Raw genomic sequence first — 17176 nt, forward strand, 5'->3', positions numbered from 1 at the left:
GTGGGAAACGCCGACGGCCGCCTCGCTGGGGCGGCCGCGTGGGAGAAACTACGCGCGAGCGATGGCCGCCGGATAGGCGGGCCACCAGGAGTTCAGTCGCGCGAGCACCGGCCCACCATACGACGTACGCCGGACCGGCGGAACCCCGTCGGGCCGAGGCGTCCACCTGTTGGACGGCCCGTCCGGGCCGGTGTCGGCAAGTCCCCGGTGCCGACCTGGGCTTGGCGGGGGCGTTCGGCGGGTACGGTGTCCGGCGATGAACATTCTCGCCCTCGACCTGGGCACCTCCTCGGTACGGGGACTGGTGCTGGACTCCGACGCCGTGCCCCGGCCCGGTGCGCTGGCCCGTCGCCCGGTGACCGTGGTGACCACCAACGAGGGGGCGGCGACGCTGGACGGGCCGGGCTATCTGGCCGCGTTGATCGAATGCCTCGACGAACTGGCCAGCGCCGGACACCTGGACGGCGTCGAGTTGGTGGCCACCGCCGCACAGTGGCATTCGGTGGTGCCGTTGGATTCCGGCGGCGCACCGCTGGGACCGGTGCTGACCTGGCTCGACACCCGTGCCGAGCCGCTGTCCGTGGCAGCCGGTCCGGCCGACCCAGCCGCCTTCCACCAGCGCACCGGCACCTGGTGGCACCGCTTCTACTGGAGCGTACGGCTGCCCTGGCTGCGCGAACGTGCCGACGTCGGCCTGGCCCGTTTCGTCGGACTGGTCGAGTACGTCTTCGGCCGCCTGCTGGACGAGTCGCCCATGTCGGTATCGCAGGCCTCCGGCACCGGGCTGCTCGATCTGCGGGCCCTCGACTGGGACGCCGAGGCCTGCGAGCTGGCCGGCATCCGGCCCGGGGAGCTGCCGGACCTGGCCCCGGCGGGCTGGACCGGGCGGCTCCGACCGGACCTGGCCCGGCGTTGGCCGGCGCTGCGGTCCGCCCGGTGGGCACCTCCGCTGGGTGATGGTGCGGCCTCCAACGTCGGGTCCGGGTGCGTCGGTCCGGGCCGGGCCGCGGTCACGGTGGGGACCTCCGCGGCGGTACGACTGGTGCAGCCATCACCGGCCGGCGAACCGTTGCCGCCGTTGCCGGACGGGCTGTGGCGTTACCGGGTGGATCAGAACCACATCGTCACCGGCACCGCGTATTCGGCCGGGGGGAACCTGTTCGCCTGGGCCAAGCGGGAGCTACGCCTGCCCGAGGGACCCGCGTTGGACGCGGCGTTGGCCAGCCGCCCACCGGGCAGTGGCCCGCCGGTGGACGTCCGGCTCGGTGGTGACCGGCCACCAGGGCTGGCCCCGGCCGGTTCCGGGCAGTTCTCCGGGCTCAGTTTCGGCACCACGGCCGTAGACCTGCTCACCGGATTGATGAGTGCGCTGAGCCGGCAGGTCGCGGCGGACCTCACCGACATCGAGTCCACTGTGGGAGATCCGGTGGAGGTGGTCCTCGGCGGCGGTGCCCTCGCTGCGTCGTCGTGGTGGCGGCGGACCTTCGCGGCGGCCCTGGCGCCGCGCACGGTACGGCACGTCGCCAATCCGGAGATCGGCGCGACCGGTGCGGCCCTGGTGGCGATCGGTCGGATCGATGGAACGGCCGGCCCCGGGGGGATCAGCCAGACGGACGATCAAGGGGGGCGGGCAACGACAGAACGGTACCGGCCACAGTATCCTTCCTGAGTCGAACCGCAGGTCGGGCCATCGATGGCGACGCCGTTCCGGATGGACGTCTTGGAGGCATGTTGAGCGCTGGCCTGGATCCAGCTTCCGACGCGAAGTCGTCCCAGCGCCGTCGCCGTCTCGACGTCCGGGTGGTGCCACATCGGCGGCGTTCTCCGCTGCGACTACGTGACTGGCGGATGCGGACCAAGCTCGGTGCGGTGTTGATCCTCCCGTCGGTCGCGTTCCTGGTGCTCGCCGGGGTGCAGACCAACGTCCTCATCGGACGCACGAACGTGCTCGGTGACTTCGCCGAGCAGGTCGAGATGGGTCGGCCGATCACCGCGCTGGTGCACGAGCTGCAACAGGAGCGGGCGCGGACCGCCGGTGAACTGGCTGGCCTCCGGTTCGCCCTGCCCGGCCGGGTCGATTCCGGTGCGGCGGTGGCGGCCTTGGATCCGCTCTACCACCGTACCGATGAGGCGATCACTCGATTCCGGAACGCCGGCAGCCCGCTGCTCGGCTCCGACGTCTCGTGGCGGGTCGCCTACTCCCGGGCCGACGAGGCACTCAACCTGCTCGCCGACGTACGGGCCGCGGTGCCGGCCGTCATGCTCAGCACCGAGACCGTGCTGGGCAACTACAGTCGGGCGATCGAGGCGCTGCTGTCCCTGCTGGCCGAGCCCTCGCCCGGTTCCGATCAGCCGGAACTGACCGAGGCGGTGTTGCGGTACGTCCAGCTTGCCCGGGTCAAGGAGGTCGGTGCCCGGATCCGGGCCCAGCTCTACGGTGCCGGGCGGGCCCGGGCCTACGGCCCCGAGGACCAGATGATCCTCGCCGACCTGCGGGCGCAGCAGCTCGCCGCGCTCGCCGAGTTCCGGGTCGTGGCGACCACCGGACAGATCCAGCGGTACGACGAGATCGCCGTCGACCCGGGATTCCTCTCCGCCCTACGGATGGAGGGGAGCACTATTCCGTCGGACATCGACGATCCGGCTGTCCTCGAACCGGGGGCCTGGTGGGCGGCGAGCGAACAACGATCCGCCCTGCTGCGCCAGGTCGAGGTGGCGGTGCTCACCGACGCGGTGACGCTGGCGGACTCGCGTAGCGTCGCCCAGTTGCGCCGTACCCTGCTGGTCGCCGGTGGGGTGCTGGCGGTGCTGGCGGGCGCGCTGCTCATCTCGATCATCATCGGTCGGTCCGTCGCCCGGTCCCTGCGGATGCTGCGTACCCAGGCCCTGCGGGTTGCCCAGGTCGAGCTGCCCGAGGCGCTGGACCGGCTGCGCCAGGTGCACGCCGGGGTGTCGGAGATCGAGGTACCGCCCGCCGACGTGCGGGCGATGGACGAGATCGGTGAGGTCGCCGAGGCGTTCGTGGCGGTGCACCGCAGCGCGGTCACCGTCGCCGTGGAGCAGGCGGTCATGCGGCGCAACGTCAACGCCATGTTCGTCAACCTGGCCCGGCGGAGCCAGGTGCTGGTCGAGCGACAGTTGGAACTCCTCGACGACCTGGAACGGGAGGAGGACGACCCGGACCAGCTGGACAGTCTTTTCAAGATCGATCACCTGGCCGCCCGGATGCGGCGTAACGACGAAAGCCTGCTGGTGCTCGCCGGCTCCGAGCCCACCCGGCGCCGGGGCCGGCCGGTGCCGCTCTCCACGGTGATGCTCGCCGCGACGGCCGAGATCGAGCAGTACCAGCGGATCCGACCCGCGACGACCGGCCGCCTGCACATCGTCGGTCACGCCGTCCCCGACCTCGTGCACCTGCTGGCCGAGCTGTTGGAGAACGCCACCTCCTTCTCGCCACCGGACACCGTCGTCCGGATAGCCGGACACCCACACGGGCGGGACGAGGCGGTCATCGAGATCGTCGATGAGGGACTGGGCATGAGCCCGACCGCCATCGAGGCCGCGAACCAGACGCTCGCCTCTCCGCCCGCCGCCGACGTTTCCGCCTCCGAGCGGATGGGCCTGTTCGTCGTCAGTCACCTGGCCGCCCGTCAGAACATTCGAGTGCGCCTGGGTGCCGCCGGGCGGGGTGTCACCGCCGCCGTCTGGTTGCCGACCACCTTGCTTGCCCCCGCTGACCAGCGAGAGCCGGAGCATCAGCCACCCCGCCGGGTGCTCGCGGCACTGGCCGGACCCACCGGGGCTGTCCCGGTCGGTGTCAGTTCGGCCCGTCAGATGCCGCCCGGTGTCAGTTCGGCCCGTCAGATGCCAACCAGGATCGTGCCGGCCAGTGGTGTTCCGGCTGCCATACCGACCGGTCAGCCGGTCACACCGACCGGCCCGACGGTCAGCTCTGCCCGTGCGGCTGGCACGACCGTGGCCGGCGCTACCCCGGCCCCCGCCAGCGCCTGGTGGTCGCGGCAGGGGGCCCGGCCAGCCGCCCCGGCACCAGTGCCGAAGCCCGCCGCACCCCGCACCGGCGGCGTCAACGCCCGCGGACTGCCGGTCCGGGTGCCGATGGCCCAGCTGCCCGGTGCCAACCCGGCGGAGGCACCGCCCACCCCGGCTCGACGGCATGAGCCGGACCCCGAGGCGGTGGGTGGCATGCTCACCCGCTTCTATGGCGGGGTACGGCGGGCGGAAGCCGAGGAGACCACCGAGATAGTCCTGCCGCCCAGCGGCACGCGTACCGAGAGGGAGCAACAGTGACAACGCTCAGTCAAGAGGCTCGGGACCTGAGCTGGCTGGTCAACGCCTTCACCGAGCGGGTGCCCGGGGTGTCGCACGCGATCGTGGTCTCGTCCGACGGGCTGCTCGTGGCGATCTCCGACCATCTGCCGCGGGACCACGCCGACAAGCTCTCCGCGGTCACCTCAGGCCTGATGAGCATCACCGCCGGGGCGGCGCAGATGTTCGACAACGACGTGGTCAAGCAGACCGTGGTGGAGATGGGCCGGGGCTACTTCCTGGTCATGCAGATCCGGGACGGCTCGATCCTGGCCACCCTGGCCGGCAGCGAGGCCGACATCGGAGTGGTGGGTTACGAGATGGCTCGGCTGGCCAAGCAGACCGGAGAGATGCTGACCCCGGCGCTGCGGGCGGAACTCCAACAGGCGTTGCCCCGCTGACGACGGGGTCAGCCAGCCACTCCGGCTCGGGATCAGATGACGTTGGCCGCGATCACCTGGCGATACCAGTGCCCGCTGCGCTTGAGGATCCGCTCCTGCGTGGCGTAGTCCACGTAGATCAGACCCCAGCGCTGGTCGTACCCCTCGTTCCACTCGAAGTTGTCGAGCAGGGACCAGACGTGGAAGCTCTCCAGCGGTACGCCGTCGGTGATGGCTCGATGAGCGGCGGCGAGGTGGTCCCGGAGGAAGCTGATCCGCCCGGTGTCGTCGATGGTGCCGTCCGCGTCGGGTCGGTCGGGGGTGGGCAGGCCGTTCTCGGTGATGGTGAGCGGTACGTCGCCGTAGTCGCGTGTGACCCGGGTGAGGATGTCGTACATCCCGGCGGGGTAGATCTGCTGCCACTCCGCCTGCGACGTCGGCCACCGGCGTACGGAGCCGCCGTCGTTGGTGACGTAGATCGGCGTGTAGTACTGCACCGCGAGCAGGTCTACGGGGGCGGAGATGATTGCCAGGTCGCCATCCCGGATCCCGCGCACCATCCGGCTGTCCGGGCCGAGATCGGCCAGTACGTCGGCCGGGTACCGGCCCTTGAGGATGGAGTCGAGGTAGAGACGGTTCTCGTAGCCGTCGTACAGCCGGGTGGCGGCTTCGGCGGCGGCGCTGTCGTCGGCGGGGTAGCACGGATGGAGGTTGAGCGCCGGGCCGATCCGCCCCGGTTCACCACTGCCTCGGAAGGCCTGTACGGCGAGCCCGTGCGCCAGTTGGAGGTGGTGTGCCACGAGGTACGCGGCGGCGGGATCCTGCCGGCCAGGGGCATGGTGTCCCTGCAGGTAGCCGTTCTGTACCACCGTCTTGGGTTCGTTGATGGTCAGCCAGGTGGCGACCTCCGCGCCGAGCCCTCGAAACACCGCGTCGGCGTAGTCGGCGAACCGGTGGGCCACATCGCGGGATTCCCAGCCACCGACGTCCTGCAGGGACTGGGGGAGGTCCCAGTGGTAGAGCGTCGCCATCGGGGTGATGCCCCGCTCGTGCAGCCCGTCGACCAGGCGCCGGTAGAAGTCCAGGCCCCGCTGGTTGGGTGTACCCCTACCGTCGGCCTGGATCCGAGGCCAGGAGATGGAGAACCGGTACGTACGTAGTCCCAGCTCCTGCATCAGGTCCAGGTCGGACAGGTACCGGTGGTAGTGGTCGGCGGCGACGTCACCGTTGTCACCACCTCGGGTACGGCCCGGGGTGTGGCTGAACGTGTCCCAGATGGAGGTGCCGCGCCCGTCGTGCTTGGCCGCGCCCTCGATCTGGTACGCCGATGTGGCGGCTCCCCACCCGAAGCCGTCGGGGAAGTGAAGGCCGAGCACCGGTTCGGGCTCGGGGGGTAACTCGGAGGTGGGGGACGCGGCAGTGTGGTGCAGCAGGTGCCGCCGGTTGGCTGTGGACATTCGGTTTTCTCCTCGTGATTGGACGGTCATCCACGATAGCGCGGGAGCGCTCCCAGACGGGGTAGCGTCCGCCTCTGGCTGATTGCCGATTCCTGAGAGCGCAGACCGCCGAGGATCAACCTCAATGGCAGTAGAGTGGGGACGGGGAGGGCAACCCCGTCCCCACCGTGGATGACACACACGTGCGGGCGGACTGGCATCCATCCCGACGTGCCGCGGGAGCCGGGCCACGCGAGTGGCTCTGGTTCCACCTCCTTTCGATGGTGCTGAGTCGGCTGACGGCGGAATCCGGGCTGGACCGCCGGCAGCCGCGCGGCGAAGCGGTGTCGATCCACGAGGGGCAAAGTGGTGACACCGAGTCGACCTGTTCGACCACCTTCTATGGAAGCGCTCCCATCGGGTGGTTCCTGGACTGTAACCCTCGTCACGTGAATGTGAAAGGCCCGGAACGGGATCGAAACATTTCCCTGTCGCTGGCGGGCCTGCGGGCGTGGGCTGTTGTTTGCGGGAGCGCTCCCATGTAAGACTGTCGAAGCTGTGGCCGGGAGCCACACCGCGCGAGCAGCGGGTTGCCGAGGGCAGTCAACAGGCGACCCCGTTTCCCGCCGACCGGAGCGCGTCACCGTCCTCCGGCGGCCATGCGCCCGATCCGGGTCGGGTCCGACCACCCTCCGCCACGCCCACCGCGTGTCCGTACCGGGGCCGTGGGCGCCCGCCGGGACCGTACGGCCCGGCCCAGTCTCACAAGGAGACAGCGAGCTATGAGACTCAAGGCAAGACGCCGATTGGCGGCCGTTGCCACCGGCGTACTGGTGGCCGCCGGGCTCACCCTGCCCGGTGGGGCGGCACACGCCGCGCCCTCCTGCGACGTGGTCTACGCGACGAACGACTGGAACACCGGATTCACCGCCAACGTGACCGTCACGAACCTCGGTGATCCGGTCACCTCATGGACGTTGACCTTCGACTTTCCCGGAAATCAGCGGATCACCCAGGGCTGGTCGGCCAACTGGAGCCAGTCCGGTAACCGGGTGACCGCCACGAACATGTCGTACAACGGGAACCTGGGCACCGGAGCCTCGACCGCCATCGGCTTCAACGGTGCCTACAGCGGCACCAACGCAAAGCCGACCTCGTTCGCGGTCAACGGGGTGACCTGCGGCGGCATCGGTCAGCCGCAGCCGCCGACGGTCAGCCTCACCGTGCCCGCCGGACCGTTCGAGGCCCCCGCCGACGTACCGCTGACCGCCACCGCCAGCGACCCGGACGGCACCATTGCCAAGGTCGAGTTCTACCGCAACGGTCTGCTGGTCAACACCGACACCAGCGCACCGTACAGCTATCTGCTGGAGGACCTGCCAGCCGGCGCGTACACGGTGCAGGCCAAGGCGTACGACAACGCGAACCTCACCGCGACCGCCGAGAGGGCGTTCACCGTGACCCCCGCGTCCGGGCCGGTTCTGGTAGCCACCCCGTCCTCGGTCAGCGTGGCCGAGGGGAGCAGCTCCACGGTGAACCTGAAGCTCAGCGCCGCCCCGGCCGGCAACGTGCCGGTCACCCTGACCCGGACCGGGGACACCGACGTCACCGTCACCCCGACCTCGGCCGTGCTGACCCCGACCACCTGGAACACCGGCGTGAACCTCACCATCTCGGCGGCCGAGGACGCTGACACCGTGGGCGGTACCGCCACCATCACCGCCTCTGCCACCGGGTACGCCCCGCTGGCGATCATCGCCACGGAGATCGACAACGATGTCCCGGGCGGCGACAACATCTACACCGCCCGGTTCCTGGAGCAGTACGGGAAAATCAAGAACTCGGGCTACTTCAGCCCCGAGGGCGTGCCGTACCACTCCATCGAGACACTGATCGTCGAGGCACCCGACCACGGCCACGAGACCACCTCCGAGGCGTTCAGCTTCTGGATCTGGCTGGAGGCGCAGTACGGCCGGGTCACCCAGAACTGGGCACCGTTCAACAACGCCTGGACGGTGATGGAGAACTACATCATCCCGTCGCACGCCGACCAGCCGACCGCCGGTGTCAACGGCACCGCGCAGTACGCCGCCGAGTACAACCTGCCCAGCCAGTATCCGTCCCAGTTGCAGCCCTCGGTGTCGGTCGGTGCCGACCCACTGCGTAACGAGTTGCAGTCCACCTACGGCACCGGCGACATCTACGGCATGCACTGGCTGCTGGACGTGGACAACACGTACGGCTTCGGTCGGTGCGGCGACGGCACCACCCGCCCGGCGTACATCAACACCTTCCAGCGTGGCCCGCAGGAGTCGGTGTGGGAGACCGTGCCGCAGCCGTCCTGCGACACGTTCCGCCACGGCGGCCCCAACGGCTACCTGGACATCTCCGTCAAGGAGGCCAACGCCCCGGCGAAACAGTGGAAGTACACCAACGCGCCGGACGCCGACGCCCGCGCCGTGCAGGCCGCCTACTGGGCGCTGACCTGGGCGAAGGCCCAGGGCAAGCAGGCTGACGTGGCGGCCACCGTGGCCAAGGCCGCCAAGATGGGCGACTACCTGCGCTACGCGATGTTCGACAAGTACTTCAAGAAGATCGGCAACTGTGTCGGGCCGACCACCTGCCCGGCCGGCACCGGTAGGGACTCCGCGCACTACCTGATGTCGTGGTACTACGCCTGGGGCGGCGCGACCGACACGTCGGCCGGCTGGTCCTGGCGGATCGGCTCCAGCCACAACCACTTCGGCTACCAGAACCCGTTCGCCGCCTGGGCGCTGACCAACGTGGCCGAGCTGAGGCCGCAGTCGCCGACCGCGGTCGCCGACTGGACCAACAGCCTCAACCGGCAGTTGGAGTTCTACCAGTGGCTCCAGTCCGCCGAGGGGGCCATCTCCGGCGGTGCCACCAACAGCTGGGACGGGGCGTACGCCCAGCCGCCGGCCGGCAAGTCCACCTTCTACGGCATGTTCTACGACGACCACCCGGTCTACGAGGACCCGGGCAGCAACCAGTGGTTCGGCATGCAGGTCTGGTCGCTGCAACGAGTCGCGGAGCTGTACTACGTGACCGGCAACGCCAAGGCCAAGGCCATCCTCGACAAGTGGGTGCCGTGGGCCATCGCCAACACCACGATCGGCACCGGTGGTGCCTTCGAGATCCCGGCGGACATGCGGTGGACCGGTCAGCCGGCCGTCTGGAATCCGGTGAACCCGCAGCCGAACACCAACCTGCACGTCGAGGTCACCGCCAAGGGCCGGGACGTGGGCGTCGGTGCGGCGTACGCCCGGACCCTGATGTGGTACGCGGCCAAGTCGGGTAACGCGGCGGCGAAGACCACCGCCAAGGGGCTACTCGACGCGATGTACGCGCACGCCGAGGCCAAGGGCATCTCGACGGTGGAGACCCGGGCGGACTACCGCCGGTTCGACGACGTGTACGACGCCAGCACCGGGCAGGGCCTCTACCTGCCGCCGGGCTGGACCGGTCGGATGCCCAACGGGGACGCCATCACCGCGGGCAAGAGCTTCGTGGACATCCGGTCCTTCTACCGCACCGACCCGGACTGGCCGAAGGTCCAGGCGTACCTCAATGGTGGTCCGGTGCCGGAGTTCCGCTACCACCGGTTCTGGGCACAGACGGACATCGCCATGGCGTTCGCCGACTTCGCCCACCTGTTCCCGAACGGCTGAGGTGTGAGGAAGGGCCCCTTCCACGGCAAGCAGCGACGAGAAGGGGCCCTTCCTCACCTCAGGACGGGGTGGCGGAGGCCAGGGTGCTCGGGGGGTAGGGACCGGCGGATGACCCACCAGCTGCCGGCCAGGCAGGCCGCCACCAGTGGCCAGGTCAGGACGACGCGAGCGGTGGCGAGGGCCAGCACCTGGTCGGCCAGGTAGAGCGGGATGAACACGGCGAGCCGCAGGACGTACTGCATCACCCAGACCCAGCTGCCCCGGCCGTACGCCCGCAGTAGCGCCGGGTCACGCCGCCACCGGGTACGTTGACCGAGCATGATACCGACGACGACGCCCAGCAGCGGCCAACGCACCACGATGCTGACCGTCCAGGCCAGCGCACTGGCCGCGTTGGAGACGAGCTGGAGCAGGAAGAAGTCGCTCGCCCGACCGGTACGCAGGGCGATGAGGGCGGCCAGGCAGACGGCGAGCAGGCCGACCAGCACCGAGCGGGGTCGGTGCCGATGGCTCAGCCGCCACCCGGCCACCGCCACGCCCACCAGCAGCGCCGCGATCACCCCACCCCAGACCGACTCCCCACCGACCAACCAGCCGACACCGAATCCGATCGGCGGCAGCGTCGCGTCGATCGCCCCCCGACGCCCACCGAGCAGGCTGGCGAGGGATTCCGACTGGTCACGCTCGGGTGCCAAGGACATCCTCACCTCCGGTAGCTGGCCGGTGCCGAGCGCGGTACCGGTTGGTGGCATGACGCCCGGACCGGGTTGAGCACCCAATTTCTTAGGGGAGCCTAACCCGTCGAGGTCTGACCGAGCGGAGGGAGCCCTCCGGCACTACCGTAGATGGCATGCCCGGTCGGAGAAGCGGCACGACCATAGGCTGGCTGGTGTTGTTGCTCGCCGGCCAGGTCCTGGCGCTGGTTGCGCTCTGGCGGTTCGCCGTCCGTACCCGACGTGGACAGCTACTCGACACGATCGCCCTCACCGGTAACACGATCGGTCAGCAGCGGATCGACGGACTGGTCGACACCATCCTGAGCGCCATGTCGGTGGTCTCCCTGCTGGCGGCCACCGCCGTCATCGGGTTCATCGCCCTGATCCGGGGCCGGATCGCGCTGGCGGTCGTGACCACGCTGCTTATCGCCGGGGCCAATGTCACCACCCAGGTGCTCAAACACTTCCTCTACCGACCGGATCTCGGCGTCGATCCGGACCGGGCGGCCGTCGGAAACACGCTACCCAGCGGACACGCCACAGTGGCCGCATCGGTGGCGGTCGCGCTGGTCCTGGTGCTTCCGCCCCGGGTCCGGGGCTGGGGTGCGCTGGTGGCCGCCGGGTACGCAGCCCTCGCCGGGGTGGCGACCCTGTCGGCCGGTTGGCATCGACCCAGCGACGCGGTGGCGGCCCTGCTGGTGGTGGGCGGCTGGGCGGCCGTCGCCGGGCTCCTGCTCCTGTTCGTCCAGGGAGCGGACGCTCAGGTGGAACCGGGCGACAAGCACCGGATCGCCACGACCATACTGGTGCTCGCCGGCGTGTTCCTGGTGGCGGCTGCGGCGGTCGCCCTCACCCTCACCGGTGACGTGCTGTCCGTGCCACCCGAGCAGCTCAGCCGCCGGCGACTCCTCGTCGCGTACGCGGGCAGCGCGGCGGGCATCGCGGGCGTCGCGAGCCTGCTGATGGCTCTGGTGTTGACCACCGTGCACCGGGTCGTCCCCCGCCATACCGGCTGACCGGACGACGTGGCCCTCCGTCGATGCGGCTCGCCGAAGTCGGATCTTGCCGTCGGGCCGGGTAACCAGGCACCATCAGTCGGTGACGATACGTTGGGGGATGACGGTGCCGCTGGGCGGTGTCTCGCTCACCGACCACAATGCGGTCTACGCGGCGCTGGCCCAAGCCGACTTCACCGATCTGTGGTCCGCCGAGGTCAATGGCGCGGACGCGTTCACCCCGCTGGCGCTGGCCGCCGCCTGGCAGCCGAGGCTGCGGCTCGGTACGGCCATCGCCTCGGTCTACACCCGAGGGCCGGCCCTGCTGGCGATGAACGCGGCGGCGCTGGCCGAGGCCGCTCCCGGCCGCTTCGCCCTCGGCATCGGAGCGTCGTCGCCGGTGCTGGTCCAGGACTGGAACGCCACCCGGTTCGTCGAACCGTTCCGGCGTACCCGGGACACGCTACGGTTCCTGCGGGCGGCGCTGCGGGGTGACACGGTGGACGAGGTGTACGACACCTTCACCATCCGGCGGTTCCGGCTGGACCGGCCGCCGAGCGTACCGCCGCCGATCCTGCTCGCCGCGTTGCGTCCCCGGATGCTGCGCCTGGCCGGTGCCGAGGCGGACGGCACGATCCTCAACTGGCTGGCCGCCACCGACGTACCCCGGGTGCTGGCCGAGGTGGGCCAGCGGCGGCCCGGGTTCGAGGTGGTCGCCCGGCTGTTCGTCTGCCCGACCGAGGACGCGACACACGCTCGTGCGCTGGGCCGCCGGCTGATTGCCAGCTACCTCACCGTGCCCGCGTACGCGGAGTTCCACCGTTGGCTGGGCCGCGAACCGGTGCTCGGGCCGATGTGGCAGGCCTGGGCGGCAGGGGACCGGCGTGCTGCTGCCGCAGCGGTGCCGGACGAGTTGGTCGACGCGCTGGTGCTGCACGGGACACCGGAGGTGTGCCGGACCAAGGTACGCCAGTACGTGGCGGCCGGGGTGGACACGCCGGTGATCGCCCTGTTGCCGACCCCGGAACTGGCCGCTGGTGGATCCGCCGCGCTGGCGACGGTGATCGCCCAGTTGGGCCGGAGCACCGGGAACTGACCCGACCGTACCCAGGGCCGGGAGCGCGGCCGCCGACTGCCGACTGCCGACGGTACGGTCAACGCCGCCAGCGGAGCGGACCGGGGTGCACCGACCAGAGCAGCCGACGCCACCAGGACCGGCGGGCGCGTAGCCCGTCCACGTACGCGCTGGCCTGCCTGCCGGCCAGCCGGGCCTGCTCCTCGCTGGCCGTTCCCGGGGCGAACGCCACCAGGTTGACCAGTTCGGCGAGGTCGTCGATTGGCGGCACCGGCGGACGTACCCTCACCCGTACGGAGTCCGGCCCGGCTGCGGCCACCGTCCGGGCCTGCGCCGCCACCTCGGTCGCCGCCAGGTGGCCGGCGACCGGCTCGCCGGCCAGCCGCAGCGCGTCGGTCACCTCCCGCCAGGCGCCGGCGATGCGTTGCTCCGGCGGACCGATGTCGAGCCGGCGGCGACGCTGGGCCCGGCGCAACACCACGACCGCCACCACGAGCCCGCCGAGGATCAACACCAGACCACCCACGCCACCACCGGCCAGCAGCACACCGGAGAGCCCCCGGTCCCGCGGCGGGGCGGCTGCGGGTGCAGCGGCCGACTCCACCGGGGTGGCGCTGGGCAGGGCCTCGTCCGGTGACGGCGGTGGTTCCTCCGGTCGTGGCTTGAAGTCCTCCTCGACCGGCCGTGGCTCGGTGTCCGGTCGGGGCAGCGGGTCGAACGCCACCCAGCCGATCCCCTCGAAGAGCACCTCCGGCCAGGCGAAGGCGTCCGCTCCCCGGACCGGGCCGTCGCCGCTGGCCGAGCTGAATCCCACCACCACCCGGGTGGGCAGCCCCATCAGCCGGCCCAGCACCGCGTACGCCGCCGCGAACTGCTCCGAGGTGCCGCGCTGCCCGCCGCCGTTACGCGGTCCGAAGAGGAAGAAGCTCAGGTTCGGGTACGCGTGCCCGCTGGGCGCGTCGGCGACCATCCGGTAGTGCTCGGCGAGGAACTGCTCGATCGCCAGCGCCCGGGCGTACGGTGCACCGTTCTCCGTGGCCAGTTCGTCGGCCAGCCGGCGGAGCTGTTCCGGGGTGCCCTCCTCGACCCGCAGCACCCGGGCCACCGCATCCCCCGACGGGACGTTCGCGGTGGCCAGCAGGTTCGGGTCGGGGCGCTCCCGGAGCGAGTCAACGGTGTAGCGCAGTCCGGGCACCAACCCGTCCGGGCGGATCAGCGTGCCGCTGGCCGCGTCATAGGCGATCCGGGCCCCGGTGACCTGACGTGGCGTCGCGACCGCCGGCACCAGCCGTCCGCTCAGCTCACCGATGGTGATCTCCTGCCGTACCGGCTGCTGCGTGGCGCCGGCCGGCACCTCCACGGTCGGCAACACCCGGCCGGCGTTGCGGTAGGTGCCGCCGACCCGCCAGGTCACCCCGTCGTAGTCGCTGAGCACGGCGAGCCGGATCCGGATCGCGTTGCCCTGCGGTGGCTGACCCGGCGCGTCGGTGGCCGCCGGATCCGGTGCCTCAGGGGCTTGCTCGCCCCCGTCGACCGCCGTCGCGGTGGTGCGTACGGAGAAGAGTTCCTGGTCGGGGTTCAACGCCCAGCCGGAGATCCGGATCAGAGGATTCTCGTCGAGGCTGTCGACCTGCGGCGGCTGTACGTAACGTCGCGGGTCGACCGGCGTGTCGCCGACCCGGCCAGCCACCGTCGGGGCCACCACCGCGATCAGCCCGACCACCACGACCAGACCGGCGGCGGTGCCGAGCAGGGTCCGAGCCCGGATCACCGCCGGCACATCGCCACCGGTACCGACACCGCCGCCCCCACCGGACCCGCCGGCCGGTGAGCCATCCCGTCCGCCCACCGCGAGCCCGAGCGCGGCGAGGGCGGCGAAGCCCACGGTCGGCCAGATGGCGGGCTCGGCGTTGGGGCCCACGACGTAGAGCACGCCGATGTACAGCAGGGTGGGCGGGAGGTAACCGAGCAGCACCCGACCCGCGCGCATCGCCACCTCGGCGGCGGTCAACCCGGCCAGCCAGGCGGCCACCAGCGGAACGATCACGGTGTCCGGCACCGGCTCGGCCGGGATCATCGCGGTGAGCAGGCGGGGGATGCCGTTGCGGGCGGCGTCGAGCGCCACCGTGCCGAAGGCACCGGGCAGGTCGGCGCGGTGGGCGGTCCACCAGAGCGCGAACGCGACGTACCCCGCCATGGCGAGCACGGACAGCGGCCCGACCAGCCAGGACGGCAACCGCCGGGCGGCGGCGCTGACCAGCACCGAGCCCGCCGCCGCACCGAGCGTGAGTTGGGCCAGTAGCGGACCGGCGTAGACCCGGCCGAGGGCCAGCCCGGTCAGCCCGACCAGCCCGACCAGGGTCAGCGGAAGCAGGACGATCCGCAGAATTCTCACCATCGGCGTACGCCATCCCACTCGGCGGCGAACTCGGCACCGTCGGCCGCGTCGAGGACGACCAGGCCGGCGGCGTCCGGTGCCGGCCGCCCCTCCGCGCCGAACATCCCGACCACCACCGACGGGTACGCCCCGCGAAGTGCGCCGAGCTGCCCCAGATCGGCACGGGCACCGGGGCCGGTGAGGAAGACCAGGGTGTCGCCGAGCCGGTCCTGCCGCAGCCGGCGGGCCACCGTGCGCAGCGGCCCGTCCCCACTGCCGGCCGGCTCGGTGCGCAGCGTGACGGCTGCGAGCCGGTCCAGGAACGCCCCGCCGGTCGCCGGGTCGCTGTCGTCGGCGACCACCAGCAGCACCACCGGCAGGTCCTCGCGGTAGGCGGCGGCGACCACCGAGGCCGCTGCCTCGCAGGCGGACTCGAAGGTCTCGGCGACACCGTCGACCAACCGGGGGTGGGCGGCGGCCCGGTTGTCCAACAGCACCACGAGCCGGGGCAGGCTGGTGTCGAGGTGCTCGCGCACCATCAACTCACCGACCTTGGCGCTGGTGCGCCAGTGCACCCGGCGTAGTTCGTCGCCGACGACGTACTCCCGCAGCGAGTCGAAGGTGATCGAACCGTGTGGGACCCGGTCGACCCGGCCGTCCAGGCTGCGGGTCACCCCGGCCGGTACAGCGGCCAGCGGGTGGATGCGCGGGTGCACCAGGACCTCGGCGGTGCCGCCCTGCGAGCGGGCCACGGTCATCAGCCCCAGCGCGTCCCGGCCGGTGATCCGCAGCGGCCCGATCGTCACCACGCCGCGCCGGTGGGTGGGCACCGGGTAGCTGCCGGTCGTGTCGTGGCCGGGACGCAGCCGCAGCAGCGGCACCGGGACGGGCTGGTTGCCGCAGCGGTCCTCGGCGATCAGGCTCGCCGAACGTAACCGGCCACTGTTGCGCACGGTCAGCGTCATGGTGGCTGATTCACCCCGGCTCACCCGGTCCGGCTCGGCGACCCGCGTCACGTCGAGCCGGGGCCGCCAGGCGGCGTAGCCGACGGCGCAGCCGACCGCGATCGCCGCGGCGACGCCCAGCAGGGCCAGTTCCGCGTACCCGAACCAGAATCCGGTCACGAGGAGGAGGACGGCACAGGCGAGCAGGCCGGCACCACGTGCGGTGATCGTCATGGCTGGCGGATCAGGCTCCGGGGGTCGTGGCCGGCAGTGGCACGGGCACCGACGCCACCGCCTCGTGCAGCACCTGGATGGCGGTGACCCCGCGTACCTGGGCGTCGGGGGAGAGCAGGATGCGGTGCGCGAAGACCGGTTCGACCAGCGCCTTGAGGTCCTCCGGCTGCACCCAGCCGCGCCCGTCGATGAGGGCGTACGCGCACGCCGCCCGGGTCAGCGCGATCACCCCGCGCGGGCTCACCCCGATCCGTACGTGCGGGTGGCTCCGGGTCGCCGCCGCCAGCCGGACCGCGTACGCGTAGAGCGGATCGGCGATGTGCACCCGCTGGGCCAGCCGGGCCAACTCGCCGACGGTGGCGGTGTCGGTGACCGCCTCCAATGCCTCCGGGGACCGGAGCGTCGCCCCGCGCAGCACCTCGATCTCCACCGCCTCGTCCGGATAGCCGACGGAGAGTTTCATCAGGAAGCGGTCGAGCTGCGCCTCGGGCAGCCGGTAGGTGCCGTCCATCTCGACCGGGTTCTGCGTGGCCACCACCAGGAAGGGCTGGGGCACCGGGTGCCGCGTACCGTCGACGGTGACGGTGCGTTCCTCCATCACCTCCAGCAACGCCGACTGGGTCTTCGGTGAGGCCCGGTTGATCTCGTCGGCGATGACGATGTTGGCGAAGATCGGGCCGGGGTGGAACTCGAATTCCCGGCTCGCCTGGTTGAAGATGGTCACCCCGACCACGTCCGCGGGGAGTAGGTCAGGGGTGAACTGGATCCGCCGCCACTGCCCACGTACCGACGCGGCGATCGCCCGGGCCAGCGTCGTCTTGCCGACCCCGGGCACGTCCTCCAGGAGCAGGTGCCCCTGTGCGAAGAGCGCGGTCAACGCCAGCCGGACCACCTTCGGCTTGCCCAGCACCACCGAGCTGACGTTGGCGGCCAACCGGGCGGCCAGGGCGGCGAAGCCCTGCACCTGCTGCGGGAAGAGCGGCTCACGGCTGTTCACTGTGGAT

General features: G+C 71.3%; 11 protein-coding genes. 6 read left to right on the forward strand and 5 right to left on the reverse strand.

All coding sequences use genetic code 11. From position 1 onward, the window contains the following. The first annotated feature begins 256 nt into the window (after positions 1–256). From FHR38_RS27680 to FHR38_RS27690, 3 genes are read left to right on the forward strand one after another with little or no spacing between them, the layout of a single operon-like run. On the forward strand, positions 257–1669 hold the full coding sequence (locus FHR38_RS27680; protein WP_184537711.1) for an FGGY family carbohydrate kinase: 1413 nt from the start codon (positions 257–259) through the stop codon (positions 1667–1669). A 59-nt stretch (positions 1670–1728) separates the two neighbouring features. After that, a complete protein-coding gene (locus FHR38_RS27685; protein ID WP_184537713.1) occupies positions 1729–4308 on the forward strand; it encodes a sensor histidine kinase in 2580 nt (859 codons plus the stop codon). Continuing rightward, positions 4305–4727, forward strand: a complete 423-nt coding sequence (locus tag FHR38_RS27690; RefSeq protein ID WP_184537715.1) for a roadblock/LC7 domain-containing protein — start codon at positions 4305–4307, stop codon at positions 4725–4727. Before FHR38_RS27685 ends, FHR38_RS27690 begins: the two co-directional genes overlap by 4 nt. 32 nt (positions 4728–4759) lie before the next feature. Here the strand turns inward: FHR38_RS27690 and FHR38_RS27695 are convergent, their stop codons facing one another. After that, positions 4760–6163 carry a GH1 family beta-glucosidase gene (locus tag FHR38_RS27695; RefSeq protein ID WP_184537717.1) on the reverse strand — a complete coding sequence of 468 codons (1404 nt, stop codon included), beginning with the start codon at positions 6161–6163 and terminating at the stop codon, positions 4760–4762. A 761-nt stretch (positions 6164–6924) separates the two neighbouring features. On the opposite strand from FHR38_RS27695, the gene FHR38_RS27700 reads away from it, so the two are divergent. Then, complete coding sequence (locus tag FHR38_RS27700; RefSeq protein WP_184537719.1) at positions 6925–9831, forward strand: glycoside hydrolase family 48 protein; 2907 nt, start codon at positions 6925–6927, stop codon at positions 9829–9831. Between the two features lie 53 nt (positions 9832–9884). Here the strand turns inward: FHR38_RS27700 and FHR38_RS27705 are convergent, their stop codons facing one another. Next, positions 9885–10532, reverse strand: a complete 648-nt coding sequence (locus FHR38_RS27705; RefSeq protein WP_184537721.1) for a DUF3159 domain-containing protein — start codon at positions 10530–10532, stop codon at positions 9885–9887. A 149-nt stretch (positions 10533–10681) separates the two neighbouring features. Between FHR38_RS27705 and FHR38_RS27710 the strand changes: the two genes are divergently transcribed. Together FHR38_RS27710 and FHR38_RS27715 are read left to right on the forward strand one after the other, a co-directional pair. Beyond that, positions 10682–11563: a phosphatase PAP2 family protein gene (locus tag FHR38_RS27710; RefSeq protein ID WP_184537723.1), complete on the forward strand. Its 882-nt coding sequence runs from the start codon at positions 10682–10684 to the stop codon at positions 11561–11563. Positions 11564–11663: 100 nt separating this feature from the next. Continuing rightward, positions 11664–12638 (forward strand): LLM class F420-dependent oxidoreductase, encoded by a 975-nt coding sequence (locus tag FHR38_RS27715; RefSeq protein WP_184540304.1) that lies wholly within the window; start codon positions 11664–11666, stop codon positions 12636–12638. A gap of 58 nt (positions 12639–12696) precedes the next feature. Here FHR38_RS27715 and FHR38_RS27720 read toward each other — a convergent pair whose 3' ends face one another. The 3 genes from FHR38_RS27720 to FHR38_RS27730 are packed head-to-tail and all read right to left on the reverse strand — an operon-like array spanning position 12697 to position 17169. Beyond that, positions 12697–15015, reverse strand: coding sequence for a transglutaminase TgpA family protein (locus FHR38_RS27720; protein WP_184537725.1), 2319 nt, complete (start codon positions 15013–15015; stop codon positions 12697–12699). Further along, on the reverse strand, positions 15009–16172 hold the full coding sequence (locus FHR38_RS27725) for a DUF58 domain-containing protein (RefSeq protein WP_184537727.1): 1164 nt from the start codon (positions 16170–16172) through the stop codon (positions 15009–15011). The genes FHR38_RS27720 and FHR38_RS27725 overlap by 7 nt, the downstream gene beginning before the upstream one ends. A 10-nt stretch (positions 16173–16182) precedes the next feature. Beyond that, complete coding sequence (locus FHR38_RS27730) at positions 16183–17169, reverse strand: AAA family ATPase (protein ID WP_184537729.1); 987 nt, start codon at positions 17167–17169, stop codon at positions 16183–16185. Between the last annotated feature and the right edge of the window lie 7 nt (positions 17170–17176).

The organism is Micromonospora polyrhachis (genome assembly GCF_014203835.1).
In the GTDB taxonomy this organism is placed as follows: domain Bacteria; phylum Actinomycetota; class Actinomycetes; order Mycobacteriales; family Micromonosporaceae; genus Micromonospora_H; species Micromonospora_H polyrhachis.

Bases quoted from the DNA above. Each gene is read 5' to 3' on its own strand.
- FHR38_RS27710 (WP_184537723.1), top strand. From the start codon at position 10,682: ATGCCCGGTCGGAGAAGCGGCACGACCATAGGCTGGCTGGTGTTGTTG.
- FHR38_RS27720 (WP_184537725.1), bottom strand. From the start codon at position 15,015: ATGGTGAGAATTCTGCGGATCGTCCTGCTTCCGCTGACCCTGGTCGGG.
- FHR38_RS27705 (WP_184537721.1), bottom strand. From the start codon at position 10,532: ATGTCCTTGGCACCCGAGCGTGACCAGTCGGAATCCCTCGCCAGCCTG.
- FHR38_RS27695 (WP_184537717.1), bottom strand. From the start codon at position 6,163: ATGTCCACAGCCAACCGGCGGCACCTGCTGCACCACACTGCCGCGTCC.
- FHR38_RS27700 (WP_184537719.1), top strand. From the start codon at position 6,925: ATGAGACTCAAGGCAAGACGCCGATTGGCGGCCGTTGCCACCGGCGTA.
- FHR38_RS27685 (WP_184537713.1), top strand. From the start codon at position 1,729: ATGTTGAGCGCTGGCCTGGATCCAGCTTCCGACGCGAAGTCGTCCCAG.
- FHR38_RS27680 (WP_184537711.1), top strand. From the start codon at position 257: ATGAACATTCTCGCCCTCGACCTGGGCACCTCCTCGGTACGGGGACTG.
- FHR38_RS27725 (WP_184537727.1), bottom strand. From the start codon at position 16,172: ATGACGATCACCGCACGTGGTGCCGGCCTGCTCGCCTGTGCCGTCCTC.
- FHR38_RS27715 (WP_184540304.1), top strand. From the start codon at position 11,664: ATGACGGTGCCGCTGGGCGGTGTCTCGCTCACCGACCACAATGCGGTC.